The following is a 25,154-nucleotide window of genomic DNA, read 5'->3' on the forward strand; positions in this document are numbered from 1 at the left end:
AATAAATTTAAGTTTTAAAAAACTTAATCAAATCCAGCGAAGCGACGCCGTTAAGGCGAGGTTTCTATAAAGTGCTTTAATTTAAGCACTTTTGTTAAGCTTTTTACCCAAATGAAAACGAATGATTTTTTTTGCAATATAATCAGGATAAATTCCTTTTAAAACATCTACAAACACTCCACTTTGCTTGTAATAAATCCCTACGCCTCTTACTTCAAAAAGACTTCTACTATAATCAGCTTTCTCACCTTTAATCATTGGTATCATTTTTTCTCTCCTTGTATTAAGTTTTCTTTCTTTGCTTTTTCTTTTTTGATTAAGTCAATCGTTTCAAAGATAGCCATCCACTTGTCTTTATTTTTAGGACTCTTTAACTTTCTAAGAGCTTCAGTATAGATTTGATGAACGCGTGTCACGCTAAGATTAAGTTCTTTAGCTATCTCTTCAAAACTCATTTTTTAGCCAAGCATTAAAAATGATGCGGCAGCTTCTATGTGTTTAAGCTCAACCGCTTTTCCATCTGCAAATTCACAAGCTCTTTTTAAAAGCTTCTCACTTTTTCTAAAGTTGCCACGAGCGAGGTTAAAAACCAAATCAATAGCCTTTTTCTCCTCCACATCAAAATGATTACAAAGCATTTTTAAGTCTTCATCTTTTAAACCTTCTTTGTTTTGGTAGCAAAGTCCTTTTAATTCCCATTTTGCACCAATTCTAGAGCTTAGTTGTCCGTACTCGTTGTAATCATTTCTGCCAATGCCTGTAAGATTGTTTTTAAGTTTTCTAGTACCTACTAAGATTAAAGCAGTATTTGAAAAATCATATATGCGTCTTAAGCACTCCAAAGCACGAAACGGCAAATGCTCACTCTCATCTATAATTAAAACCTTTGAAGTTCTTGCTAACTCGCTAGCAATGCCTCTAATCTTATCATCCAAAGAACCTTTAAAACACACATTGAGTTTATTTTCAAGCCCCACCAAAAGCATTCTTTTGCTTGTCTCAGTTGTTGCTTCAAAAAGCACCACTCTTGTTCCATTTTTATTAGCATATTCTTTAATAGCACGACTTTTGCCAGTTCCTGCTTCGCCAATGATTACTCCCATTTCTCTATTGCTCATGGCACTTTCAATGGTTACATTAATCGCCTTTGCATCTTTAGTGGCAATAAAAGGTGTTTGAAGCTCTTTCATGCTTTTTTCTTCCACAAAGCTTTTAATGTATTTTTCAAGTAAAGGCTCTACTTTTGAAGCGTATTTATAGCTACTTCCTTCTTTCATATAGCCCACCATATAGCTTTTATTAATCCCTAAACGATCGGAGAGATTGTTTTGAGAGATGTTTTGGGTGCTTAAAAACTTTTTAGTAAGTTCTACTAATTCCATTTTTTATCCTTTTGTTTTTTTTATGAGTAAAAACTCTTTAAAACTTGGATTAATCAAGCTTTAAACAATTTTTAACCAGCAAAATATTTCTTTTCGACAAAAGCTTCCATGTCAAACTCGCTTTCATCATTATTTATTTCTTTTTTAGCATTTAAAATAAGCTCATCTGCATTAGCATTGTTTTTAATCTCTTCTAATTCTCTTTGAGTTTTTAAAGTTTCTTTTGCAAGGGATTTTTGATGCACCTCTTTAGCTTCTACGAGTGAGTTTTCAAAAGCACTTTGTAAATCTTGTAAGTCTTGTTTAATATTAAGTTTAGTAAAGGCGGCAATCTCATCTTTTTTAAGCACTTCTTTAATCGCTTTAACTTCACTTTCATAACCTTTTTTAAGCATTTTATAGCTTTCTTTACTAAGTTTAGCGATACTTTCATCAAGTGCTAGACAAAGGAAGTTTCCGCTTAAATCATAAATGAAAAGCTCTTTAATATTATCGATATTTTGTACACATTTAACTTTTGTGCCAACACTTGGCATTAAAGCACTTTTATAAACTCTACTTTCAAAGTTAATGCCTTTTTTACCCACGACCCTAAGTTCTTTATTTCCAGCGTTAAACAAAAATTCTTCATAAGATATTTTTACAATAGCTCTATCGCACGAGTTCCAAAGCTCAAGTGGAGTTTTAACGCCTTTTTTGCGGCGAACTTTGCTCATGTTCCATTTAATCACTTCAGCTTCTAAAAACTCACAAGCTTCGCTGAATGTGTGAAGGAGTTTTTGATTAGTTTTTTTGGCAAAGCCGTATTCATCTTTAGCTTTTCTTTCTTTCTTAGGAGTTTTTTGCTCTATCATTTCTCTTTTGGCAAGATTATTGCCAATATGTCCATGCATTTTAGAAATTCCTGCATGTTGAAGTGTCCCAAAGCGTCTTTCAACTAAAGCTTTTTGTTCTCCTGCATAAGCAATAGCTGCATCATAGGTAATATTAAGCCCATCAAGCAAGCTTTGAAAATCTTTAGAAAGATAATCTTTTCCATTATCCCCTTTAATCATATCAGGCTTACCAAATTGATCTATAGCTTTCCATAAAAGACGCGTCAAACTTAAAGAATTTGATTTACTTACTAAAGTAGCCACACCCATACCACTAAAGACATCAACGACACTTAAGATGTGAGGGCGGAAAGGCTCTAGCGTTTCATCGTCTCTTACTATAATATCAGCTGGGGAACTATCGATTTGCCAACACATGTTTTTCATGTCATATAGCTCTCTTTGATTTCCTTGTGCAGGGAGAAACTTAGATTTTGCACGATCTAAGCCTTGAGTGATAATACAATGTTCTAATGGTTTATCTTTATAGTAGTTTTTAATGAAATTTTGTAAGGTTTTTACACTAAAAAGCGGTTTTACCTCTCCTAAATCAAAACCTATGAAATCATAATTTTCTTTAGTGGCTGCTTCTTTGTGGATTTGCCACCAAAGTTCAGTAAAGTTAAAACCACCTGCTGCAAAGGTGCGATATTCTCTTAAAGCATACTCTTGCATCCAAGCACTAAGCTTGGTTTTATCTTTGCGATGAAGTCCGCGAGTGTCAATAAGACCTAGGATGCCATTTTCTTTATATGCTTTGCGAATTCTTTCATAAAATCTTCTGTTAATCTTTTCTATTTTTAAAGTACGAGCAATGCTTAAACCACCTTCAATATATTTTTCTACTTGTTTAAGTAATTTTACTTTACTTTTCGCATCTTCTTTAAGTTCATCGCTTAAATTTTCAAATTTTAAATTTAAAACAGCCAAATCATCATTTATTTTTGACTCTGTTAAATTTAAATTACTAGTTTTTAAACTATTATTTATATTTTTTAAATTATCGGTAGTAATAATTTCGCTCAATTTAACTTTTTGCATTTTTTCATCATAAATTAAAGTATTTTTACTGATTAATTCTTGGTTAAAGGCGGTTAAAAGCTTATCTTTGCTTATTTTAAATAGTAGTTTTTTGCCACCCCTGCCACCATTGGCATTATCCACTTTTAGCCACTCGTATTTATTTGAGTTTCTACTTACTGCAAGCCTCAAAGCTCCTGTGCTTACATTAAAAACTTGTGAGGCTTCTTTGGTTTCTAAGAAGTAACTCATGAACAAGCCCTAGGCATTTCGTCAATGATTTTAAGCTCAAAAAGCTTCTCATAAACAGCTTTTGTGTTAGTTTTTGCTTTGTATTTTTCAGAATAAAGTCCATTGACTACACGAAATAAACTCATATAGTGAAGATTGTGTTTTTGAGCAAATTTTTTAAGATTGATACCATTATCTTCAAAGTATTGTTTTAACAAAATATCTCCTTCAATTTGTAATTTTTATTTCAAATTGATATTTTTTAAGATACAATTTGTAAATAATTTTTCAAATTATAAGTAATTTTACTTAAAAAGTCAAGTATTTTTACATAAATATACATATGTTTTAGGATTTAAAATGGAAGAAAAAGAACAATTACTCCAAGAAATGATAGAGTTTTATAGCGTTAAAGATAAATTTGAATTGGCTGAATATTTGGGACTTTCAAGAGAATCTGCACACAACTGGCCTAACAGAATTAGCAAAAAACAAATTTTAATTTACGAAAAAGACAAAAAAATTAAAATTTCAAGTAAAAATACTGAAAAAATCATATCGGATGATGAAGATATCGTTTTAGTTCCATTTTACAAAGACAATTCTGTTTCTGCTGGATTTGGTTCTAAAAATTACGAAGGCTTAGTTCAGCATATTCCATTTAACAAACAAGATTTAAGACTTATGTTTAACATTCAAGGATTTTTAAAAATAGGCATTATCCCAGTGATAGGGGATAGTATGGCACCCACTATAAAAGAGGGTGAGATGATAGTTTTTCAAGATGATGGTTCTATGATTGAGGGAGGGATTTATGTGATAGAATATCAAAGCGAAGTCTTTGTAAAGAGACTGAGAAAGCGACCTTTATCATTAATTAGCGATAATAAAGACTATCCGCCTATCGTTATGGATGAAGATGAAGAAATTAAAATTATAGGTAGAGTGGTAGGTACTTATGATTTAAACTATAGGAGGTTGTGAAATGAAAAAATTAAAATATATTTTAGGATTAGGACTTTTACTACTAACAGGTTGCGAAAACGGTGAGTATAACACAAGCACTAATGTGCTAGATATTCAAAATGATATCCATAAAGCTTTTTATAATAAAACTTATTCAGATAAAGCAAAGTTTTATGAAAAAATGCAAAAAACCATTAACGAAAATATAAGTATGGGAAACACTATTATACAAGCTTCAAACATAGAACCAAAATTTAAAATTGATCCTATACAATTTAAAGAATGCGTGTTTTATGAAATATGGACTATAAAAAATCCTCAAAATACTTCTTATACGCTTAGTGCAGAAAGATGCCAAACCGCCTTTCTTAGCAATAAAGAGTTAATTAAATATGCGGATCCAAGCTTTGTAATGGGTAATTTTACCAAAGACAATCAAGAAAATATATTGGGCATTAAAGCAGTTAAAGAAGAATTATCTAAACCATCCTATGTAACAGATGTTAAAAGCTATAAATTTATTAGCGATAAATACAAAATTTTAGAGAATGGAAACTATATTTATATTTTACAAAACTTCAAAGCAAAAAGTGAAATTTTGGGAGAATACACTCAAAATGCCCACATTATTTTTGATAATAAAGGCAATGTGATAAAAATTGAATTAAACCAAAATAAAGAATTTGGCTCATATTGATTAAAATTACAATTTAAGTTTAAGGTTGAAAGAAAGATAATTTGTCGCAAAAATACGACATTTTATTTTTCTTTTGCGACATTTTATTTTTCCGCCGACAGCAGCCTGTGAAAGAATTTATCCTAAAGATGAGCAAGGAGAAGGAGCTATAGGTTTAGGCGTGCCTTATTTTATCGATAATCAGCTAGCTAGTGCTTATGGTTATAATGATAGAGAATATATGCAAGAGCCTTTCATGGAGGGCAAAGCCGAACAAGGTTATCAAACCCCTATGCAACGCAAAGATATTTTTTTAGAAGGCGTGCATGCTCTTGAAGAAAATGCTCAAAAGCGTTATAAAAAATCTTTTTCTTTGCTTAAAGGTGGAGATCAGGATAAAATTTTAAGCGATTTTGAAAAAGGAAAAATTCAAACTACAGGTTTTAAATCTTCTTATTTTTTCACACTTTTAAGAGATATGACAGTAGCTGGAGTTTTAGCTGATCCAATTTATGGCGGAAATGATAATAAAAATGGTTGGAGAATGATGCAATATCCAGGCGCACAAATGAGCTATGTGGATAAAATTGCAAGTGATGAATTTTTTAACATTGAACCTATGGGTTTAGCAGATATGGAGAGTTAAAATGGCTGAAGTATTAAAAAAAGTAGATGTGCTAACAGTTGGAGCAGGATGGACTGGAGGTATAGTGGCTGCAGAGCTTACTAAAGCAGGTTTGAATGTACTTAGTTTAGAACGCGGACATATGCAAAGTACTGAAAATTTTAATTTTATCCATGATGAGTGGAGATACGGGATTAATTATGGTTTGATGCAAGATTGCTCAAAAGACACTGTGACTTTTCGCCATGATCCTAGTGGTTTAGCCTTACCTTATCGTAAAATGGGTTCGTTTTTATTGGGTAATAATGTTGGCGGTGCAGGGGTGCATTGGAATGGTTGGACTTTTAGGTTTATGCCTTATGACTTTGAAATTCAAACCCTAAGCAAACAAAGATATGGTAATAAATTAGGTAATGATTATACCTTGCAAGATTGGGGCGTGACTTATAAGGATATGGAGCCTTATTATGATAGATTTGAAAAAACCTGTGGGGTATCAGGTGAACCAAATCCTTTAGCGGAAAAAATGGGAGCTTTTAGATCCAGTCCTTATCCACAAGAACCTCTTGAAAATACTAAAATGCTTAAACGATTTGAAAGTGCAGCAAAAAGTTCAAATTTACACACTTATCGTTTGCCAGCTTCAAATTCTAAAGGTGGCTATACAAACCCTGATGGTCAAGATTTAGCTCCTTGTCAATACTGTGCGTATTGTGAGCGTTTTGGTTGTGAGTATGGCGCAAAAGCAAGTCCTTTAAATACAGTAATTCCAAAGGCTATGAGCACAGGTAAATACACCATACGTACTTATAGCAATGTAACGCAAATTCTTAAAAAAGACGGAAAAGTAACAGGGGTGAAATTTGTCGATACTAGAACGATGAAAGAGTATATCCAGCCTGCTGATATAGTTGTGCTTACAAGTTATATGTTTAACAATGCTAAGCTTTTAATGGTAAGCAACATAGGTGAGCAATACGATCCAAAAACAGGTAAAGGAACTTTAGGTAGAAATTATTGTTACCAAATGAATATGGGTACAACAGCTTTCTTTGATGAGCAATTTAACACCTTCATGGGTTCAGGTGCTTTAGGAACTACGAGTGATGATTTTAACGGAGATAATTTTGATCATTCTAAGGAAAAATTCCTTCATGGAGCTATGATTTATAGCGTTCAGCTTGGAACTCGCCCTATACAATCAGCCCCACTTCCAGCAGGAGCTCCAACTTGGGGTGCTGAATTTAAAAAAGCATTAAACTATAATTTCACAAGAGCTATTACCGTAGCAGGACAAGGTGCTTCTTTGCCTCATAAGAATAATTATTTAAGTCTTGATCCAACTTATAAAGATGCTTTTGGTATGCCACTTTTACGCTTAACTTATAATTTCACCGATCAAGATAGAGCTTTGCATAAATTTATCACAGATAAAACAGCTGAGGTAGCAAAAAGAATGCAAGGAGTAAAATCAATTAAAAAAGGCGCTTATCTTAAGGATTATAGCGTTGTACCTTATCAATCTACTCATAACACAGGTGGAACAACAATGGGTGCAGATAGAGAAACTAGTGTGGTTAATACTTATTTACAACACTGGGATGCGGATAATCTTTTTGTTGTAGGAGCAGGAAATTTCCAACACAATAGTGGATATAATCCAACTGATACTGTGGGAGCTTTGGCTTATCGCTGTGCTGAAGGTATTTTAAAATATCATAAAAGTGGAAAAAGCTTAGCTTGATAATAACTTGAGAGTTTTTGAAAACTCTCAAGATTATAAATTTTTAATTTTCTTCCGATATAGTATATAATATCAAGGAAGGCGAAAATGATTAATGGTACAAATTCTTATTCAAACTATAATTATACAAAAAGGCAAATGTAGTCTGCTCTTGGTGGTTGGAATCCAAGATTATTTTAATAAAATATCATAAAAAAAGGGTTTTCTATGGTAAATTTTGATACTCAATATACAAATATCAATTATCTAAATAATAACACAAGCAATAAAAAAGCTGTGCTTAAAAATGATGATGATGCTTATTATGAATCCATAATAAAAAAATTTGGAGATCTTGAAAAATTTAAAGAAGAAAATGGCTATAATGGATCTGCTGATGTAAAAGAAGTAGAAAACTCTTTATATAAAAGATATATGGAAGATAAACTAAGCAAGGATGAAATAAAAATACTTAATAAATTTGGCACAGACTATCTTACAGAAGGCGTAGATTTGTCCGCACTTCATAGACGAAAAGTTGATCTTTTAAAAACTCTTACAAGTATGAATGAATTTGAGAAAATATGGGGTGCTGAAAGGGCACAAAGGGAAAAACAATTTTTTAATGAACTTGGTAAGCCACTTACTCAAGAAGATATAGATAGGTTCTTAACTAATAAAAACAATCAAAAAGAAGACAAAGAAACTTTCAAACCTATACAAGCAGAAAGTAAAAACAAAGAAACTTACAAAGATGATAGTAAAATGAATGAGCTTGTAAAAAAACTATTAGAAGGTAAATTTAGCACTAGTAAAGAATTAGAACTTCTTTTTGGTGTGAAATTTAGTGATGATGCAGGAGAATTTAACAAAATCCTTTCTTTAAATTCTGCACCAAAAAGTATAGATATTAAGGCTTGATAATGCAAAAATTTAAATTATAAAAAAGGATAAAAAATGTTAAATATCTTAACATATAAATTCAAGCCATCATTTTCATAAGGAAATTTTTTATTTAAATTAAGAATTTTAAGATGCGATGTTGAATTTAATGTCGTTATTTTGTGAGTTTTGTTGATAAGTTTTGGCTATGAAATTTTTAAAATCTTTATCAAAATTTGAATTTTTATCGTTGTTTTTTGAATCTTTATCTGTTTTTTCTAAGCTATTTTCTGAATTTTTGTCATCTTTTTCTTTATTTTCTTCTTCTTTTTCTTTGGCTTCCTCGGCTTTAAGCTTCATTGCTTCAGCTCTTGCTTCAAATTCCATTTTTGAAGCATTTGCTGCAACTTTATAGTCTTGCGGGCTAGGATCAGCAGGAGCCATAGCTGCTGCTGCGATTTGTCTTGCATTGGCTATAGTTTCTTCTGGTGTGTTTCCTTTTTGCATGCTGATAGGAACTTCGCCCGCTGTAGCATACATTTGATTATCAGGGCCTCTTGTATAAGTAAAACTTGCAGCACCTGCTAAGCCGCCGCCCGCTGCTTGATGTGCAGCTTCATGAGCTTTTACATTTCTATCGATACTTTGAAGTTCGCGAACTTGAGCTACTTCTTTTTGGCTTAGCTCTACGCCATTAACCATTTGGGTTTGTTCGCCATTTTTTTCTTTATCATCTTTATTTTCACTAAGATTTTTTTCATCTTTTTGAGTGGAATCGGATTGATTTGTTTTATCAAAAGAAGGTTTGCTAGAGTAGTAATCATAAGAGTTATAACTTGAACTAATTTGCATTTATCCTCCTTTTTGTTTTTTAAATTTTAGGAATTTTAACGCATTTTGACTTAAAAATTTGATAAATTTTGTAAAATAATCATAAATACAATTTCAAAGGAATGTAATGATTTATGAAAATGATTTGATTTATATAGAGAAAGAGGAGGCTCAAGTGCCTTGGCTTAAAATTTTTACTAAAGAAATTTATAAAGAATTTAGCGATTGTCCTTTAGAGTTGCAAAAAGAACTTTTTGAAAAAATTTTACTTTGTGAAAAGGCTATGATAGAATTTTACAAACCTGAAAAAATCAATATCGCCTCTTTTGCAAATTATGTGCCAAGGGTGCATTTTCATGTTATGGCAAGATTTAAAGAAGATGCGTTTTTTCCTGAGTGTATGTGGGGAAAACAGCAAAGAGAAGCAATAAAGCTTGATTTGCCTAAATTTGAAGAATTTGTAAAATTTTTAAATAGTAAAATTTTTTAATTTTTATTAATGATTTGTTATGTTTTATCTAATAAAATTTTTATATTGAAAATTACTATAAAAAAGGAAAAAAATGAAAAAAGTTTTATTAAGTTCATTGGTTGCGGTGTCTTTGTTAAGCACAGGTTTGTTTGCTAAAGAATATACTTTAGATAAAGCACATACAGATGTAGGTTTTAAAATCAAACATTTACAAATTAGCAATGTAAAAGGAAATTTCAAAGATTATTCTGCGGTGATTGATTTTGACCCTGCGAGTGCTGAATTTAAAAAGCTTGATGCAACTATAAAAATCGCATCTGTAAATACAGAAAATCAAACAAGAGATAATCACTTACAGCAAGATGATTTTTTCAAAGCAAAAAAATATCCTGATATGACTTTTACAATGAAAAAATATGAAAAAATCGATAATGAAAAAGGTAAAATGACAGGAACTTTAACTATAGCTGGAGTTTCTAAAGATATCGTTTTAGATACTGAAATCGGCGGTGTAGCTAAAGGCAAAGATGGAAAAGAAAAAATAGGCTTTTCTTTAAATGGAAAAATCAAACGCTCTGATTTTAAATTTGCAGCAAGTACTTCAACTATTACTTTAAGTGATGATATTAATTTAAATATCGAAGTTGAAGCAAACGAAAAATAATTTTTTAGTCTAAGAGTCTTGCTCTTAGACTTTGTAAATTTTTATCCAAATTTTCTTCACTTTCTTGCCAAATCAATTTAAAATCCGGTTTAAAATTTTCATTTTCTAAATTAAATTCCGTATTTTTTAAGGTGGATTCTAAAAAAGCAAGATGATTTAAAGCTTGATTTTTGTCATTAAAAATTAAAATAAAATCATTGTCTACGATGAAAATTTTTGTTTTGAAGCGTTTTAAAATTTTTGCAATTTGTTTTAAGATGAGTTTGGTGTAGCTTTCTTTAGTGTCTTTTAGTTCATTAAAATGAAGCAAGGCAATGATATAGTTGTTTTTTCCCTTTGTAAAGCGTGTAAGGCTTTTTTCATTAGGTAGTTTTGTTAAGGTGTCAAAAAAAGCCAATCTATAAGCGTGATTTAAAAGATAAAAACAAAAAACTAAACTTGCAAATTCAAAATACCTTATTCCTGCTCCTTCTTGGAATAAAAACTGAAAATATGCAGCAAAAAATGCGATAATAAGATAATATTCTTTAGTTTTAAAGGTTTTGATAAAAATGAGTATTAAGCCGACTAAAAAAAATAAAAATCCTAATTCACTTACAGGTTTAAAAAAATTTAATGCAATAAAATGGAATTCTAAACCAGCGCTATTAAAAGTAGTATTTCTAGGTAAAATGATGCTTAAAACGCCTATAAAAATAAGGGTTGTAATTGAAGCGATATTTTTTTTACTTAAAATTAAAGCATGGTGTTTTCCAAGGCAAAATAGAGTAAAAATCATAGGTAAAAACAAAGCCACAAATAAATTAGCTTGAAAAAAACTTGTATAAAAATAAGGCAACTTAGCTCCTAATAGCACTAAAGTTAAAAAGAAAATTCTTGAATTTTTAAAGTAAAAGGATAATACAAGTGCTGAAATTTCAAAAATAAAACTCAATGATATTAAAAAATCTAATAAAAACATTTCAAATCCTTGATTTTAATAAAAGTGATAATTGTATAGAAAAAAGCTTAAAAGTGGACTTTATTTAAATTTAGCAATCTCATCTTGTATAGTTTGTTCTATATGAAGTAATTCTTCATGAGTTTTTTTACTATTTTCTAAAAGTTCATCAAATTTAAAGCCAAGCATAACAATACGATATAAATTGGGTTTATATTTTCTCCAATTATATAAAGTGCTAACATCAATGTCTAGTTCATATGCCATATCACGCTTGCTCTTTTTTGTCATTTTTTACCTTAAAAATTTAGCCTTTAAAAAATTTTACATTAAAATTTCTTTATTAAAAACACTTGAAATATTCAATCTTTTATATAAAATATATTTAATATTTCAATATTAATTAAGTTATAGTATGGAATAATTCGAGATATTTTTTAATTTTCAAGGAGTAGTTATGGATTTCAATTCGGTTCTTTTCAGCATTGGCGATAAATTGCCAAAAGATGCAACATCTACCGTGATGCTAAAAGAGAAATTTGATCGCTTAAATGAGGATAAACAAAAAGAAGTAGTAGCACAGCTTCCAATGATAAAGCTAAAAAGTCCCGCTCTAGTATTTTGGGTAGGGACTTTTTTATTTGGTGCTTTTGGAGTGGGTCGTTTTATGATAGGAGATTGGGTTTTAGGGCTTATACGCTTGGGAATTACAATTGTAGCTATGTTTTGCGGTATTTTAATGATTACATATAGTGCTTTAGGGATAATATATGGTTTGTTGTGGCTTGTTAATTGGATTTGGTGGATTGTAGATATGTTTTTAGTGGGTAAAAAATTAAGAAAACAAAATTTTGAAAAGATTGCAAATATTATACAATAATTTCGAGTTTTTATGAAAAATAATCAAAAATAAGTTTGCAAAATATTTTTATCAAGTTTTTAGTAAATTTTGTTTTTGTGACAAGTGAGGTTTAGAATTCTTAAGCAATAAAGAAAATTGCTTTTAAATATTTTGTCTGTTGCTCCAAATATTGCACAGGTTTTTTTAGAGATTACAAGTAAAATGGTGAACTTGGTACAGATGAAGAGAAACTAAAATATTATTTAGGTGAACAAAAAAGGAGGAAATTAATGAAATGTTTTAATGCGAAATTTATGTTTGTTGGAATTTTGGCAGTATTTTTGAGTGCTTGTAGTAGCGGTATTCCAAAATGTAGTGATCAAGATGTACAAAATGTTTTAACTGAGATTATTTTAGAACACAATTTTGGTAGATTTTCTGAGGTTGATCGTAAAAAGTTGAAATTTACTTATAGCGGTTTTATGAGCGATTTAACCGATAAGGAAAGTAAAACACAGTATTGTAAAGCTCAAGTAAAAGCAAATGGAAGTATTGATTCTCGCCCTTACAAATGGGATGCTTGGATCGAGTATTTTGCTAGATATACTGATGATGGTATGGTATATGTAGAAATTACCAGATAACTTTTTAAGGCAAAAATGCCTTAAAAAGTTAATTTTGAGGAGACTGGATATGGACTATAATGTTTTTCTTTTAAATATACAAGATAAAATAAATCAAGAAGATTTTTTCAATTTAAAGCTTAAGTTTGAACAATTACAAAATAAAAAAGAAGCTTTATCAAATTTGGTATTTTTAAGACTTCAAGATCCTATAAAACCTTTAATTATGAGTATGATATGTGGTTTTTTAAGTTTAGGTTGGTTGGCAATCGATAGATTTATGATAAAAGACTATGCATTAGGAATATTGCGTATAGTATTATCTTTATTTCCTTGTGTGTTATTTTTGATACTAGGAATTAGCTATGAAAATGATTCTAACTTGGATATTTCTGAAATTTTTTTCGGGTTGTTTGGAATTTTTCTATTATTGGGCATTATTTGGTGGGGAGTAGATTTATTTTTAGTCTATAAAAAAATTAAAAAACAAAATTATAATAAAATTATAGAATTTATTTTTAACTATCAAAAAATTTAATTTTAAAATTAAAAATTCAAGCCTTTTTCGCTACAATTTCTTAAAAATTTTTATAAGTAAAAAATTAAGGAAAATCATGGTTGAAGTAAAAAATCTTACTATGCGTTTTGCAAATCAGCTTTTATTTGAAAATGTTAATTTAAAGCTTGTTCGAGGGCAAAGATACGGACTTATTGGTGCTAATGGTGCGGGAAAATCGACTTTTTTAAAAATTCTTTCAGGAGAAATTGAGTCGAGTAGTGGTGAAATAGTATTTGATGAAGGTTTAAAAATCGCAGTTTTAGGACAGGATCAATTTGCTTTTGAAAACTACACCATCAAAGATGCGGTGATGTGTGCAAATAAGCGTTTATATGAGGCTTTAAAAGAAAAAGAAAAGCTTTATATGAGCGAGGAATTTACAGATGAGATCAATGAGCGTTTAGGTGAGCTTGAGATAATAACGGCTGAAGAAGATCCAAATTATGATTGTGAAACGCGTTGTGAAAAAATTTTAAGTTCTTTAAAGATTAAAGATTTCGATGCTTTAATGAGCACCTTACAAAGTGCGGATAAATTTAAAGTCTTACTAGCTCAAGTTTTATTTTTGGGTGCGGATGTACTTTTTTTAGATGAGCCTACAAATAATCTTGATTTAGAGGCGATTTCTTGGCTTGAAAATGAACTTTTAAGACATGAAGGGACTTTGGTTGTCATCTCTCATGATAGGCATTTTTTAAATAAAATTTGCACAAGAATTTTGGATGTGGATTTTAAACAAATTCGTGATTTTGCGGGAAATTACGATGATTGGTATATGGCTTCAACGCTTTTGGCAAAACAAGCTGAGCTTAAACGCGATAAAACCTTGAAAGAAAGAGAAGAATTAGAAAATTTCATTCGCCGTTTTAGTGCGAATGCTTCTAAGGCAAAACAAGCCACAAGCCGCGCTAAGGCACTTGAAAAACTAGAGCTTGAAGAGATTAAAATTTCAAGCCGTAGAGATCCTAGCATAGTTTTTAGAACCAATCGTGAAATAGGTAATGAAGTTTTAGAATTTAAAGGTATAGGCAAGGCTTATGATAAACAACTATTTTCAAATTTGGAGCTAAAAATAGAAAAAAATGATAAAATCGCTTTGATTGGGGCAAATGGTGTGGGCAAAAGTACTTTGGCAAAAATCATCGCCCATGCTATAAGTCCAGATAGTGGATTTATACATCTTGGGGTAACTATAGAGCTTGGATATTTTCCTCAAGATACAAGTAATTTAATTTGTGAAAATTTGAAACTTTACGAATGGCTTATGAGTGAAAAATTTAAAGATCTAGGTGAAATCCGTAAGTGTTTAGGTAGAATGCTTTTTAGTGGCAGTGATCAAGAAAAGATGGCAGCAAGTTTAAGTGGGGGTGAAAAACATCGTTTAATGCTTTCTCGTTTAATGCTAGAGCGTCCGAATTTTTTGCTTTTAGACGAACCTGATAACCATTTAGATCTTGAAAGTATTATTGCATTAGGTGAAGCTTTATATAATTTTAAAGGTGTAGTGCTTTGTATCAGCCACGATAGGGAGTTAGTTTCTGCTTTTGCTAATAGAATTTGGCATTTAGAAAATGGTAAGCTTACGGATTTTCGTGGAACTTATCAAGAATTTTTAGGAGAAAATGATGGCTAAATTTAGAATTCAATACAGCGCAGGTTTTGGGCACTATACGCAAAATCACAAGGGTTTTGGACCTACGATTTATATAGAAGAGGTCGTAGAGTTTGATAATGGCAAGGATTATTTTGATTATATAGATTTTTATAAAACTTATTCAAAGAGCGATGATACTTATTTTCATATTAGTTTTTTAGAAGATAGACCTCTAAGCGATAAAGAAATCACGATTCGCAATGAATACCGCAAAATGCGTGATGAAAACTGTAAAAAAGCCAAGGAAGAATTTATAGCCAATAATGAGCTTGATGTGGAGCATTTGCCTACTCATCATGATTGAAAAACATTAATTTTTGCATAAAAAAGGAACACTTTTTGCTTGTATAGTTTTTGCATATTTTGAAAGGAGAAAACTATGCAGGTAAATTATAGAACGATCAGCTCGTATGAATACGATGCTATTAGTGGTCAGTATAAACAGGTGGATAAACAGGTTGAAGATTATTCTTCATCTGGAAATTCTGATTTTATGGATATATTAAATAAGGCGGATGAGAAGTCAAGCGGAGATGCTTTAAATTCTAGCAATAGTTTTCAAAGCAATGCGCAAAACTCAAATTCAAATTTAAGTAATTATGCTCAAATGTCAAATGTTTACGCTTATCGTTTTAGACAAAATGAAGGCGAGTTGTCTATGAGAGCTCAAAGTGCTAGCGTTCACAATGATCTTACACAACAAGGTGCAAATGAACAAAGTAAGAATAATACTTTGTTAAATGATTTATTGAACGCAATTTAATCAAAAGCTCCATTTTGGAGCTTTTGTATTTACTTGCAAGAATTTATAATTTCTCTATTTCAAAAGGTGCAAAATTTTTACAAAAAATTTCAAATTCTTGCTCCTCTTTTTCATTTAATTTGATATGTAATATAGCTTTGCAATCCTTAAAATCTTTTGTGAAATTAAAAGAATAAGTTTTTAAAAAATGTTCAAAACGATTTAAATTTTTTAAATCAATAGCAATGGTTATATTTTTTTTCAATTCGAATGAAAGTAAAGAAGAATTATTAATCACGGCATTTGCCGCATCACTATAGGCTCTTACAAGTCCCCCTGTACCAAGTTTTATACCGCCAAAATATCTTACAGTGATTAAAGCCGCATTGATAAGATCATAGCCCCTTAGAACATTTAAAGTTGGCATTCCAGAAGTTCCTTTAGGTTCTCCATCATCGCTTTTATCTTCTACAATTTGATTAAAATCATTTAAAACACGATAAGCATAGACAAAATGAACAGCTTTTGGATGCTCTTTTTTTAGCGTTTCTATTAAAAATTTAAAATCTTTAAAAGGGCAAAGAAAAGATAAGAAAATAGATTTTTTAATATCGATTTGTGTTTGAAAAATTTGATCAATAGTTTGCATTTTTGCCTTTTTTTGTTTAAAATTATACTTATAAAAACTAAAATCAATTTGATGTTAATTTTTAAGATGTTTGATATTTATATGATTTGCATTGATATTTTAAGTTTAATTTTGTAAAATTTTCATTATGGAAAAAATCAAAAATTATAAACTTATCATCATTTTACTTAGTCTTGATTTGTTGGCTTTGCTTTATGGAATTTCAACACTGAGTATTAGTACTGATGAAGCTGATATTTATTTTGGTGAGCAGGGTAAATCACTTATTTTTTCCCATAGTTTGCTTTATTATATATCTCATTTTGGAACTTTTATTTTTGGGCAAAATGATTTTGGTTTAAGGCTTCCTTTTTTATTTTTTCATTTTTTAAGTTGTTTGCTTTTGTATTTCCTAGCTTTAAAATATACTAAAACTAAAATTGATGCTTTTTTTTCTTTATTGTTATTTGTTTTATTGCCGGGTACTGTTGCAAGTGCTTTGCTGGTTAATGCCGCATCTTTGGTGATTTTTTTAACCCTTGCTATATTATGTGCTTACGAATATGAAAAAAAATGGCTTTTTTATATATTATTGATTATAGTATTATTTGTTGATAAATCTTTTAATATTTTATTTTTAACTTTTTTCTTTTTTGGGATTTATAAAAGAAATGCTATTTTATTTACCTTATCTCTTGTTTTGTTTGGAGCAAGTATCAGTTTTTATGGTTTTGATACAGGTGGTCGTCCAAGAGGTTATTTTTTAGATACCTTAGGAATTTTTGCTGCATGTTTTTCTCCTTTGGTTTTTGTGTATTTTTTTTATACTATTTATCGTTTGACTTTTCAAAAATATAAAAATTTATTATGGTTTTTAATGAGTGTAACATTTGTATTTTGCTTGTTGCTTTCTTTAAGACAAAAACTTTTTTTAGATGATTTTTTGCCTTTTTGTGTTATTTGCACTCCTTTGCTTATAAAAACTTTAATGCAAAGTTATAGAGTGAGATTGCCAGTTTTTCGATTAAGGTATAAAATCTTTATAGAATGTTCTATAATTTTTTTGATATTTTGTTACTTTTTAATCGTCGCTAATCAATTATTGTATTATTTTATAAACAATCCAAATCGTCATTTTGCCAATAATTATCATTTTGCTAAAGAATTGGCGCTAGAATTAAAAAAACAAGATGTTTTAGAGCTTGCAACAGCCCCAAGTTTGCAAAAAAGATTGCGATTTTATGGAATAAAAAATAGCAATAAGTTTTATTTAAAAGCTTTAAAACAAGCCGATAAGCATGATATGGACAAAAAAATTGTTAAAGTAAAACTTGGAAAATATGAAAAAGTATATCAGATTTTAAACTATGATTAAAGCTTTCAGTTTGTTGGAATTTGTGTTTATAATTCTCATTTTAGGTATAGTTTTTAATTTAGGCAGTCTTTACTTAAAAAAAGACAATCTACTAGAAGGTGCAATACAAATTCTTAATGATATCCAATACACCCAAAATTTAGCCATGATGCAAGAAGGTATAAGAGTTGATGAGTTGGCTATCGCAAAAAGAGAGTGGTTTAAAAGTAAATGGCAGATTTATTTTATAAAATCAGCTGCCACGGGTTATGATCAAACATATACTATTTTCTTGGATAAAAATGGCGATGGAAATGCTAATTTAGGTAAAACTGAAATCAATATAGATAGAGAAATTGCTGTTGATGTAATCAATCATAACAAATTAATGAATTCAGGTCAAAGTGGAGTTATTAGTAAAGATGATGAAAAAACTACACAAAGATTTAATCTTACAAAAAGATTTGGAATAGAAAAGGTTGAATTCAAAGGATCTTGTTCAGGATTTACTAGATTAGTATTTGATGAAATGGGCAGAGTGTATTCTCCGTTAAAAAATGCCAATTATGCATATGAAAAAACTTTAGCAAAGAATAATTCAGATTGCATTATACGTTTGTTATCAAAAAAGCATGCTCTTTGTATCGTTATAGATACGCTTAGCGGTTATGCTTATATTCCAGATTTTAAAACACTTAAAAGTCAATTTGTTAATATAAAAAATAAAAATTACGAGTGCTCTAAAATATAGCCCCCATTTTTTAACCCACCAAATACTTATATAAATACTTACACAAATATTTATATTGTTTAATCCCTCTTTAAGTTTAATTGGTTATACTTTCATTTCCTTTTTTGAAAAAAGGACTTAAAATCTTTTAAATTATAAAGTTTCATTAGCTTACGTAGATTTTATAAATTAACTTTATTTTAGATTTTTTAAGTTTTTAAATTATTTGAGTTTTTAACTTTCTTAATTTTTTAATTTAAAGCTAAAAAGTTTTATTTATAAATCTTAGTTTTTTAATTTAAAAACTTTTCTTTTAAAAATGATTTTTTGTTTTGTTCTTTTAACTTAGTATTGTTATTCAAATCTTATTAGTCAATCTTTGAAATCTAAATAAGTGATCGATTGAGCCAGAAAGATTTAGGCATAAGCAATTATGTAAAATCTATTCAATCTAATTTAAAAAGATTAAAAGCTTTTCTTTTAATCTTTTATAACTTTTTCTTTGAAGAAAAAGATTAAACTATCTATAAAAGTAATAAGGTTTATCTCTTTAATACAATCTAAGTAGTTTATCTATTAGGTTGGCGGGGTAGGCCTTTAGCTTGCTTCTTAGTCAAGGCTTTGCCTTGATGCTAAAGAAGGTTTATTATGGAGAGTTTGATCCTGGCTCAGAGTGAACGCTGGCGGCGTGCCTAATACATGCAAGTCGAACGATGAAGCTTCTAGCTTGCTAGAAGTGGATTAGTGGCGCACGGGTGAGTAAGGTATAGTTAATCTGCCCTACACAAGAGGACAACAGTTGGAAACGACTGCTAATACTCTATACTCCTGCTTAACACAAGTTGAGTAGGGAAAGTTTTTCGGTGTAGGATGAGACTATATAGTATCAGCTAGTTGGTAAGGTAATGGCTTACCAAGGCTATGACGCTTAACTGGTCTGAGAGGATGATCAGTCACACTGGAACTGAGACACGGTCCAGACTCCTACGGGAGGCAGCAGTAGGGAATATTGCGCAATGGGGGAAACCCTGACGCAGCAACGCCGCGTGGAGGATGACACTTTTCGGAGCGTAAACTCCTTTTCTTAGGGAAGAATTCTGACGGTACCTAAGGAATAAGCACCGGCTAACTCCGTGCCAGCAGCCGCGGTAATACGGAGGGTGCAAGCGTTACTCGGAATCACTGGGCGTAAAGGGCGCGTAGGCGGATTATCAAGTCTCTTGTGAAATCTAATGGCTTAACCATTAAACTGCTTGGGAAACTGATAGTCTAGAGTGAGGGAGAGGCAGATGGAATTGGTGGTGTAGGGGTAAAATCCGTAGATATCACCAAGAATACCCATTGCGAAGGCGATCTGCTGGAACTCAACTGACGCTAAGGCGCGAAAGCGTGGGGAGCAAACAGGATTAGATACCCTGGTAGTCCACGCCCTAAACGATGTACACTAGTTGTTGGGGTGCTAGTCATCTCAGTAATGCAGCTAACGCATTAAGTGTACCGCCTGGGGAGTACGGTCGCAAGATTAAAACTCAAAGGAATAGACGGGGACCCGCACAAGCGGTGGAGCATGTGGTTTAATTCGAAGATACGCGAAGAACCTTACCTGGGCTTGATATCCTAAGAACCTTATAGAGATATGAGGGTGCTAGCTTGCTAGAACTTAGAGACAGGTGCTGCACGGCTGTCGTCAGCTCGTGTCGTGAGATGTTGGGTTAAGTCCCGCAACGAGCGCAACCCACGTATTTAGTTGCTAACGGTTCGGCCGAGCACTCTAAATAGACTGCCTTCGTAAGGAGGAGGAAGGTGTGGACGACGTCAAGTCATCATGGCCCTTATGCCCAGGGCGACACACGTGCTACAATGGCATATACAATGAGACGCAATACCGCGAGGTGGAGCAAATCTATAAAATATGTCCCAGTTCGGATTGTTCTCTGCAACTCGAGAGCATGAAGCCGGAATCGCTAGTAATCGTAGATCAGCCATGCTACGGTGAATACGTTCCCGGGTCTTGTACTCACCGCCCGTCACACCATGGGAGTTGATTTCACTCGAAGCCGGAATACTAAACTAGTTACCGTCCACAGTGGAATCAGCGACTGGGGTGAAGTCGTAACAAGGTAACCGTAGGAGAACCTGCGGTTGGATCACCTCCTTTCTAGAGTACAAAGTAATAAGTCTCACCACTATTACTTCAATATATAAACTCAATTGATTCTTGTTTAGATTTCAAAGATTGATGATAAAGCTAATTGTTTATGGGGAATTAGCTCAGCTGGGAGAGCGCCTGCTTTGCACGCAGGAGGTCAGCGGTTCGATCCCGCTATTCTCCACCATTTATTAAGGGCCTATAGCTCAGCTGGTTAGAGTGCACCCCTGATAAGGGTGAGGTCACAAGTTCAAGTCTTGTTAGGCCCACCATAAAAAAGATTTGAATAAAAAAGCTTTAAAATCTAAAGCAAGTATATAAAGTAGATTAAATATAAAATATAAACTCTATACTTAGATTTATTTTTATCTTTAGCTATAAAAGAATATACTTTAAATAGATATAAGTAGCATATACATTATGTATTTATATTTATAATGATTATATTAATATATATATATACTTCCTTTAGGTTTTAAACCTAAATGTTCTTTTTAATTATCATTGTTAAGAGTCACAAGCAAGTTTTAATAAAAACAATTTTACAGGACTTGTTAAAGGATAAAACCTATTTATCTTTTCTTTGGTTTAACTTATATCTTTTAATTATCTTTATTTCTATAATAAAGAGAATATTAGATTTAAGATTTGTAAATTAAAGACAAGTTTCAAACTCACAGCTTAGTTAAGACTAAATCATTTAGTTCTATATTAAGTGTTTGAATGCTTTCCGTCTTAAGATAAAGAAGTCTTATCATAAAAACTTTAACAAGGAAGTGATGCGTTTTAGAATCAATAAAAAAGGTAGAAGTTAGGTTATATCTAACTTTTATGCAAATTGTTTTTTTAGCGATTAAGAATTGAAGCTTTATCTACATTAATTTTTTAATGAATGTTTAGTTTATTTCGTTTTAAGCCTAATATCTTTTAGGTTGGCGGGGTAGGCCTTTAGCTTTGGTTCTTTAGGATGAGCTTTGCTCATCTGCTAAAAGAACATCAAAAGGTAAGCTACTAAGAGCGAATGGTGGATGCCTTGACTGGTAAAGGCGATGAAGGACGTACTAGACTGCGATAAGCTACGGGGAGCTGTCAAGAAGCTTTGATCCGTAGATTTCCGAATGGGGCAACCCAATGTATAGAGATATACATTACCTATATAGGAGCGAACGAGGGGAATTGAAACATCTTAGTACCCTCAGGAAAAGAAATCAATAGAGATTGCGTCAGTAGCGGCGAGCGAAAGCGCAAGAGGGCAAACCCAGTGCTTGCACTGGGGGTTGTAGGACTGCAATGTGCAAGAGCTGAGTTTAGCAGAACATTCTGGAAAGTATAGCCATAGAGGGTGATAGTCCCGTATGCGAAAAACAAAGCTTAGCTAGCAGTATCCTGAGTAGGGCGGGACACGAGGAATCCTGTCTGAATCTGGGTCGACCACGATCCAACCCTAAATACTAATACCAGATCGATAGTGCACAAGTACCGTGAGGGAAAGGTGAAAAGAACTGAGGTGATCAGAGTGAAATAGAACCTGAAACCATTTGCTTATAATCATTCAGAGCACTATGTAGCAATACAGTGTGATGGACTGCCTTTTGCATAATGAGCCTGCGAGTTGTGGTGTCTGGCAAGGTTAAGCAAACGCGAAGCCGTAGCGAAAGCGAGTCTGAATAGGGCGCTTAGTCAGATGCTGCAGACCCGAAACGAAGTGATCTATCCATGAGCAAGTTGAAGCTAGTGTAAGAACTAGTGGAGGACTGAACCCATAGGCGTTGAAAAGCCCCGGGATGACTTGTGGATAGGGGTGAAAGGCCAATCAAACTTCGTGATAGCTGGTTCTCTCCGAAATATATTTAGGTATAGCGTTGTGTCGTAATATAAGGGGGTAGAGCACTGAATGGGCTAGGGCATACACCAATGTACCAAACCCTATCAAACTCCGAATACCTTATATGTAATCACAGCAGTCAGGCGGCGAGTGATAAAATCCGTCGTCAAGAGGGAAACAACCCAGACTACCAGCTAAGGTCCCTAAATCTTACTTAAGTGGAAAACGATGTGAAGTTACTTAAACAACCAGGAGGTTGGCTTAGAAGCAGCCATCCTTTAAAGAAAGCGTAATAGCTCACTGGTCTAGTGATTTTGCGCGGAAAATATAACGGGGCTAAAGTAAGTACCGAAGCTGTAGACTTGCACACAACTTAGATTATTTAAGTTGAGAATATAAAAAACTAAGTTATATGTTTTAAGTTATATTTTTACTGATTTTTATAGAGTAAAGATAGAAATAAAACTTAGTAAAATCAATAAAAATATTCTTAGGCTAAAGTTAAGTAGTTTAAGTTGTGTGCAAGTGGTAGGAGAGCGTTCTATTTGCGTCGAAGGTATACCGGTAAGGAGTGCTGGAGCGAATAGAAGTGAGCATGCAGGCATGAGTAGCGATAATTAATGTGAGAATCATTAACGCCGTAAACCCAAGGTTTCCTACGCGATGCTCGTCATCGTAGGGTTAGTCGGGTCCTAAGTCGAGTCCGAAAGGGGTAGACGATGGCAAATTGGTTAATATTCCAATACCAACATTAGTGTGCGATGGAAGGACGCTTAGGGCTAAGGGGGCTAGCGGATGGAAGTGCTAGTCTAAGGTCGTAGGAGCTTATACAGGCAAATCCGTATAAGAACACTCCGAGAACTGAAAGGCTTTTTGAAATCTTCGGATGGATAGAAGAACCCCTGATGCCGTCGAGCCAAGAAAAGTTTCTAAGTTTAGCTAATGTTGCCCGTACCGTAAACCGACACAGGTGGGTGGGATGAGTATTCTAAGGCGCGTGGAAGAACTCTCTTTAAGGAACTCTGCAAAATAGCACCGTATCTTCGGTATAAGGTGTGGTTAGCTTCGTACTAGGATTTACTCCGAAAGCGAAGAAACTTACAACAAAGAGTCCCTCCCGACTGTTTACCAAAAACACAGCACTCTGCTAACTCGTAAGAGGATGTATAGGGTGTGACGCCTGCCCGGTGCTCGAAGGTTAATTGATGGGGTTAGCATTAGCGAAGCTCTTGATCGAAGCCCGAGTAAACGGCGGCCGTAACTATAACGGTCCTAAGGTAGCGAAATTCCTTGTCGGTTAAATACCGACCTGCATGAATGGCGTAACGAGATGGGAGCTGTCTCAAAGAGGGATCCAGTGAAATTGTAGTGGAGGTGAAAATTCCTCCTACCCGCGGCAAGACGGAAAGACCCCGTGGACCTTTACTACAGCTTGACACTGCTACTTGGATAAGAATGTGCAGGATAGGTGGGAGGCTTTGAGTATATGACGCCAGTTGTATATGAGCCGTTGTTGAGATACCACTCTTTCTTATTTGGGTAGCTAACCAGCTTGAGTTATCCTCAAGTGGGACAATGTCTGGTGGGTAGTTTGACTGGGGCGGTCGCCTCCCAAATAATAACGGAGGCTTACAAAGGTTGGCTCAGAACGGTTGGAAATCGTTCGTAGAGTATAAAGGTATAAGCCAGCTTAACTGCAAGACATACAAGTCAAGCAGAGACGAAAGTCGGTCTTAGTGATCCGGTGGTTCTGTGTGGAAGGGCCATCGCTCAAAGGATAAAAGGTACCCCGGGGATAACAGGCTGATCTCCCCCAAGAGCTCACATCGACGGGGAGGTTTGGCACCTCGATGTCGGCTCATCGCATCCTGGGGCTGGAGCAGGTCCCAAGGGTATGGCTGTTCGCCATTTAAAGCGGTACGCGAGCTGGGTTCAGAACGTCGTGAGACAGTTCGGTCCCTATCTGCCGTGGGCGTAAGAAGATTGAAGAGATTTGACCCTAGTACGAGAGGACCGGGTTGAACAAACCACTGGTGTAGCTGTTGTTCTGCCAAGAGCATCGCAGCGTAGCTAAGTTTGGAAAGGATAAACGCTGAAAGCATCTAAGCGTGAAGCCAACTCTAAGATGAATCTTCTCTAAGCTCTCTAGAAGACTACTAGTTTGATAGGCTGGGTGTGTAATGGATGAAAGTCCTTTAGCTGACCAGTACTAATAGAGCGTTTGGCTTATCTTTAATAAAGCATCACTTCCTTGTTAAGGTTTTTATAAAGCTTTGAATGTTTTATATGAAATATTTATATAAACATTATGTTTTTAAGCTAATAAAATCTTTCAAGTAAAGTTTATATTAGAACTTGCTCTTAACATTGTTTTTTAAGTATTCTATATAAAAACTTATCAAAGATAAAAGATAAGTAAAGAAGAAAGAAAAACAAAAGAAGAAAGAGAATAAAGAAAAAAGTAAAGAAATAAAAAGATTAAGCTTTATTTTTTAAATTCAATCTTTCAAAGAATATTTAAATAACAATGTCCGTGATTATACAGATGTGGAAACGCCTTGCTCCATCCCGAACCAAGAAGCTAAGCACATCGTGGGTGATGATACTACGCCTTACTGGCAGGGGGAAAGTAGCTCATTGCGGACTTGTTAAATGTCTTCATTACTTACTTTATATATAAATCCTATGTTTATTTTTATTGTTGTTTTAGATGACACTTAGAATAGTGTTTAAAAAAGAGTTTGTTGCTGGTTAGGGTTTTT

Annotated in this window: 23 protein-coding genes, 2 tRNA genes, 3 rRNA genes and 1 pseudogene; 20 read left to right on the forward strand and 9 right to left on the reverse strand. The window is 32.9% G+C overall.

Annotated features, from left to right (window positions below; genetic code table 11):
- Window positions 1-81 precede the first annotated feature (81 nt).
- The 5 genes from AJ886_RS02765 to AJ886_RS02785 all read right to left on the reverse strand — a co-directional run bounded on the left by AJ886_RS02765 (window position 82) and on the right by AJ886_RS02785 (window position 3,726).
- Window positions 82-267 carry a hypothetical protein gene (locus AJ886_RS02765; protein WP_057980536.1) on the reverse strand — a complete coding sequence of 62 codons (186 nt, stop codon included), beginning with the start codon at window positions 265-267 and terminating at the stop codon, window positions 82-84.
- On the reverse strand, window positions 264-455 hold the full coding sequence (locus AJ886_RS02770) for a sigma factor-like helix-turn-helix DNA-binding protein (RefSeq protein WP_002795448.1): 192 nt from the start codon (window positions 453-455) through the stop codon (window positions 264-266). The genes AJ886_RS02765 and AJ886_RS02770 overlap by 4 nt, the downstream gene beginning before the upstream one ends.
- 3 nt (window positions 456-458) lie before the next feature.
- Window positions 459-1,382, reverse strand: a complete 924-nt coding sequence (locus tag AJ886_RS02775) for an AAA family ATPase (protein ID WP_070285054.1) — start codon at window positions 1,380-1,382, stop codon at window positions 459-461.
- Between the two features lie 71 nt (window positions 1,383-1,453).
- The gene (locus AJ886_RS02780) at window positions 1,454-3,529 is read right to left on the reverse strand and encodes a DDE-type integrase/transposase/recombinase (protein WP_070287088.1); all 2,076 of its coding nucleotides are present in this window, start codon (window positions 3,527-3,529) and stop codon (window positions 1,454-1,456) included.
- Window positions 3,526-3,726 carry a hypothetical protein gene (locus AJ886_RS02785; RefSeq protein WP_002793921.1) on the reverse strand — a complete coding sequence of 67 codons (201 nt, stop codon included), beginning with the start codon at window positions 3,724-3,726 and terminating at the stop codon, window positions 3,526-3,528. Before AJ886_RS02785 ends, AJ886_RS02780 begins: the two co-directional genes overlap by 4 nt.
- 142 nt (window positions 3,727-3,868) lie before the next feature.
- Here AJ886_RS02785 and AJ886_RS02790 point away from each other — a divergent pair, with 142 nt between their 5' ends.
- The 5 genes and pseudogenes from AJ886_RS02790 to AJ886_RS02810 all read left to right on the forward strand — a co-directional run bounded on the left by AJ886_RS02790 (window position 3,869) and on the right by AJ886_RS02810 (window position 8,419).
- Window positions 3,869-4,492 (forward strand): helix-turn-helix transcriptional regulator, encoded by a 624-nt coding sequence (locus tag AJ886_RS02790; protein ID WP_070285057.1) that lies wholly within the window; start codon window positions 3,869-3,871, stop codon window positions 4,490-4,492.
- A gap of 1 nt (window position 4,493) precedes the next feature.
- On the forward strand, window positions 4,494-5,171 hold the full coding sequence (locus tag AJ886_RS02795) for a hypothetical protein (protein ID WP_083262115.1): 678 nt from the start codon (window positions 4,494-4,496) through the stop codon (window positions 5,169-5,171).
- Window positions 5,172-5,268: 97 nt separating this feature from the next.
- A pseudogene (locus AJ886_RS02800) lies at window positions 5,269-5,796 on the forward strand (gluconate 2-dehydrogenase subunit 3 family protein); the annotation flags it as partial.
- 1 nt (window position 5,797) lies between these two features.
- On the forward strand, window positions 5,798-7,519 hold the full coding sequence (locus AJ886_RS02805) for a GMC family oxidoreductase (protein WP_044780459.1): 1,722 nt from the start codon (window positions 5,798-5,800) through the stop codon (window positions 7,517-7,519).
- 207 nt (window positions 7,520-7,726) lie between these two features.
- Window positions 7,727-8,419 carry a hypothetical protein gene (locus AJ886_RS02810; RefSeq protein WP_053872204.1) on the forward strand — a complete coding sequence of 231 codons (693 nt, stop codon included), beginning with the start codon at window positions 7,727-7,729 and terminating at the stop codon, window positions 8,417-8,419.
- 108 nt (window positions 8,420-8,527) lie between these two features.
- Here the strand turns inward: AJ886_RS02810 and AJ886_RS02815 are convergent, their stop codons facing one another.
- Window positions 8,528-9,232, reverse strand: a complete 705-nt coding sequence (locus AJ886_RS02815; protein ID WP_052776088.1) for a putative metalloprotease CJM1_0395 family protein — start codon at window positions 9,230-9,232, stop codon at window positions 8,528-8,530.
- A 106-nt stretch (window positions 9,233-9,338) separates the two neighbouring features.
- On the opposite strand from AJ886_RS02815, the gene AJ886_RS02820 reads away from it, so the two are divergent.
- Together AJ886_RS02820 and AJ886_RS02825 are read left to right on the forward strand one after the other, a co-directional pair.
- Window positions 9,339-9,701 carry an HIT family protein gene (locus AJ886_RS02820; RefSeq protein ID WP_002857306.1) on the forward strand — a complete coding sequence of 121 codons (363 nt, stop codon included), beginning with the start codon at window positions 9,339-9,341 and terminating at the stop codon, window positions 9,699-9,701.
- A gap of 73 nt (window positions 9,702-9,774) precedes the next feature.
- The gene (locus tag AJ886_RS02825) at window positions 9,775-10,347 is read left to right on the forward strand and encodes a YceI family protein (protein ID WP_002857612.1); all 573 of its coding nucleotides are present in this window, start codon (window positions 9,775-9,777) and stop codon (window positions 10,345-10,347) included.
- Window positions 10,348-10,351: 4 nt separating this feature from the next.
- On the opposite strand, the gene AJ886_RS02830 is transcribed toward AJ886_RS02825, so the two are convergent.
- Together AJ886_RS02830 and AJ886_RS02835 are read right to left on the reverse strand one after the other, a co-directional pair.
- Window positions 10,352-11,308, reverse strand: coding sequence for a hypothetical protein (locus AJ886_RS02830; protein ID WP_070287090.1), 957 nt, complete (start codon window positions 11,306-11,308; stop codon window positions 10,352-10,354).
- Between the two features lie 60 nt (window positions 11,309-11,368).
- Window positions 11,369-11,578 carry a transcriptional regulator gene (locus tag AJ886_RS02835; protein ID WP_002778401.1) on the reverse strand — a complete coding sequence of 70 codons (210 nt, stop codon included), beginning with the start codon at window positions 11,576-11,578 and terminating at the stop codon, window positions 11,369-11,371.
- Window positions 11,579-11,744: 166 nt separating this feature from the next.
- On the opposite strand from AJ886_RS02835, the gene AJ886_RS02840 reads away from it, so the two are divergent.
- The 6 genes from AJ886_RS02840 (at window position 11,745) to AJ886_RS02865 (ending at window position 15,727) form a co-directional block, all read left to right on the forward strand.
- Complete coding sequence (locus AJ886_RS02840) at window positions 11,745-12,167, forward strand: hypothetical protein (protein ID WP_002778403.1); 423 nt, start codon at window positions 11,745-11,747, stop codon at window positions 12,165-12,167.
- 251 nt (window positions 12,168-12,418) lie between these two features.
- The gene (locus AJ886_RS02845) at window positions 12,419-12,772 is read left to right on the forward strand and encodes a hypothetical protein (protein WP_002783105.1); all 354 of its coding nucleotides are present in this window, start codon (window positions 12,419-12,421) and stop codon (window positions 12,770-12,772) included.
- Between the two features lie 49 nt (window positions 12,773-12,821).
- Window positions 12,822-13,289 (forward strand): hypothetical protein, encoded by a 468-nt coding sequence (locus AJ886_RS02850; protein WP_070287091.1) that lies wholly within the window; start codon window positions 12,822-12,824, stop codon window positions 13,287-13,289.
- 76 nt (window positions 13,290-13,365) lie between these two features.
- Complete coding sequence (locus tag AJ886_RS02855; protein ID WP_070287092.1) at window positions 13,366-14,943, forward strand: ABC-F family ATP-binding cassette domain-containing protein; 1,578 nt, start codon at window positions 13,366-13,368, stop codon at window positions 14,941-14,943.
- Window positions 14,933-15,268 (forward strand): hypothetical protein, encoded by a 336-nt coding sequence (locus AJ886_RS02860; protein ID WP_002859498.1) that lies wholly within the window; start codon window positions 14,933-14,935, stop codon window positions 15,266-15,268. The genes AJ886_RS02855 and AJ886_RS02860 overlap by 11 nt, the downstream gene beginning before the upstream one ends.
- Window positions 15,269-15,343: 75 nt before the next feature.
- Window positions 15,344-15,727: a hypothetical protein gene (locus AJ886_RS02865; RefSeq protein WP_002895392.1), complete on the forward strand. Its 384-nt coding sequence runs from the start codon at window positions 15,344-15,346 to the stop codon at window positions 15,725-15,727.
- Between the two features lie 43 nt (window positions 15,728-15,770).
- Here the strand turns inward: AJ886_RS02865 and AJ886_RS02870 are convergent, their stop codons facing one another.
- Window positions 15,771-16,355, reverse strand: coding sequence for an IMPACT family protein (locus tag AJ886_RS02870; protein WP_002881678.1), 585 nt, complete (start codon window positions 16,353-16,355; stop codon window positions 15,771-15,773).
- Between the two features lie 127 nt (window positions 16,356-16,482).
- Here AJ886_RS02870 and AJ886_RS02875 point away from each other — a divergent pair, with 127 nt between their 5' ends.
- The 7 genes from AJ886_RS02875 (at window position 16,483) to rrf (ending at window position 25,038) form a co-directional block, all read left to right on the forward strand.
- Window positions 16,483-17,709: a hypothetical protein gene (locus tag AJ886_RS02875; protein ID WP_070287093.1), complete on the forward strand. Its 1,227-nt coding sequence runs from the start codon at window positions 16,483-16,485 to the stop codon at window positions 17,707-17,709.
- The gene (locus AJ886_RS02880) at window positions 17,702-18,439 is read left to right on the forward strand and encodes a hypothetical protein (RefSeq protein ID WP_044778549.1); all 738 of its coding nucleotides are present in this window, start codon (window positions 17,702-17,704) and stop codon (window positions 18,437-18,439) included. Before AJ886_RS02875 ends, AJ886_RS02880 begins: the two co-directional genes overlap by 8 nt.
- A gap of 624 nt (window positions 18,440-19,063) precedes the next feature.
- A 16S ribosomal RNA gene (locus AJ886_RS02885) occupies window positions 19,064-20,576 on the forward strand.
- 102 nt (window positions 20,577-20,678) lie between these two features.
- Window positions 20,679-20,754: transfer RNA gene (locus AJ886_RS02890), tRNA-Ala, on the forward strand.
- Window positions 20,755-20,762: 8 nt separating this feature from the next.
- A tRNA-Ile gene (locus AJ886_RS02895) sits at window positions 20,763-20,839 on the forward strand.
- A gap of 729 nt (window positions 20,840-21,568) precedes the next feature.
- Window positions 21,569-24,626: ribosomal RNA gene (locus tag AJ886_RS02900) — 23S ribosomal RNA — on the forward strand.
- A gap of 295 nt (window positions 24,627-24,921) precedes the next feature.
- Window positions 24,922-25,038, forward strand: a 5S ribosomal RNA gene (gene rrf, locus AJ886_RS02905).
- The 16S, 23S and 5S rRNA genes sit together here with 2 tRNA genes alongside, the layout of an rRNA operon.
- Window positions 25,039-25,154: the final 116 nt, after the last annotated feature.

Origin of the sequence: Campylobacter sp. BCW_6465 (assembly GCF_001762815.1) — a bacterium.
Lineage (GTDB): Bacteria > Campylobacterota > Campylobacteria > Campylobacterales > Campylobacteraceae > Campylobacter_D > Campylobacter_D jejuni.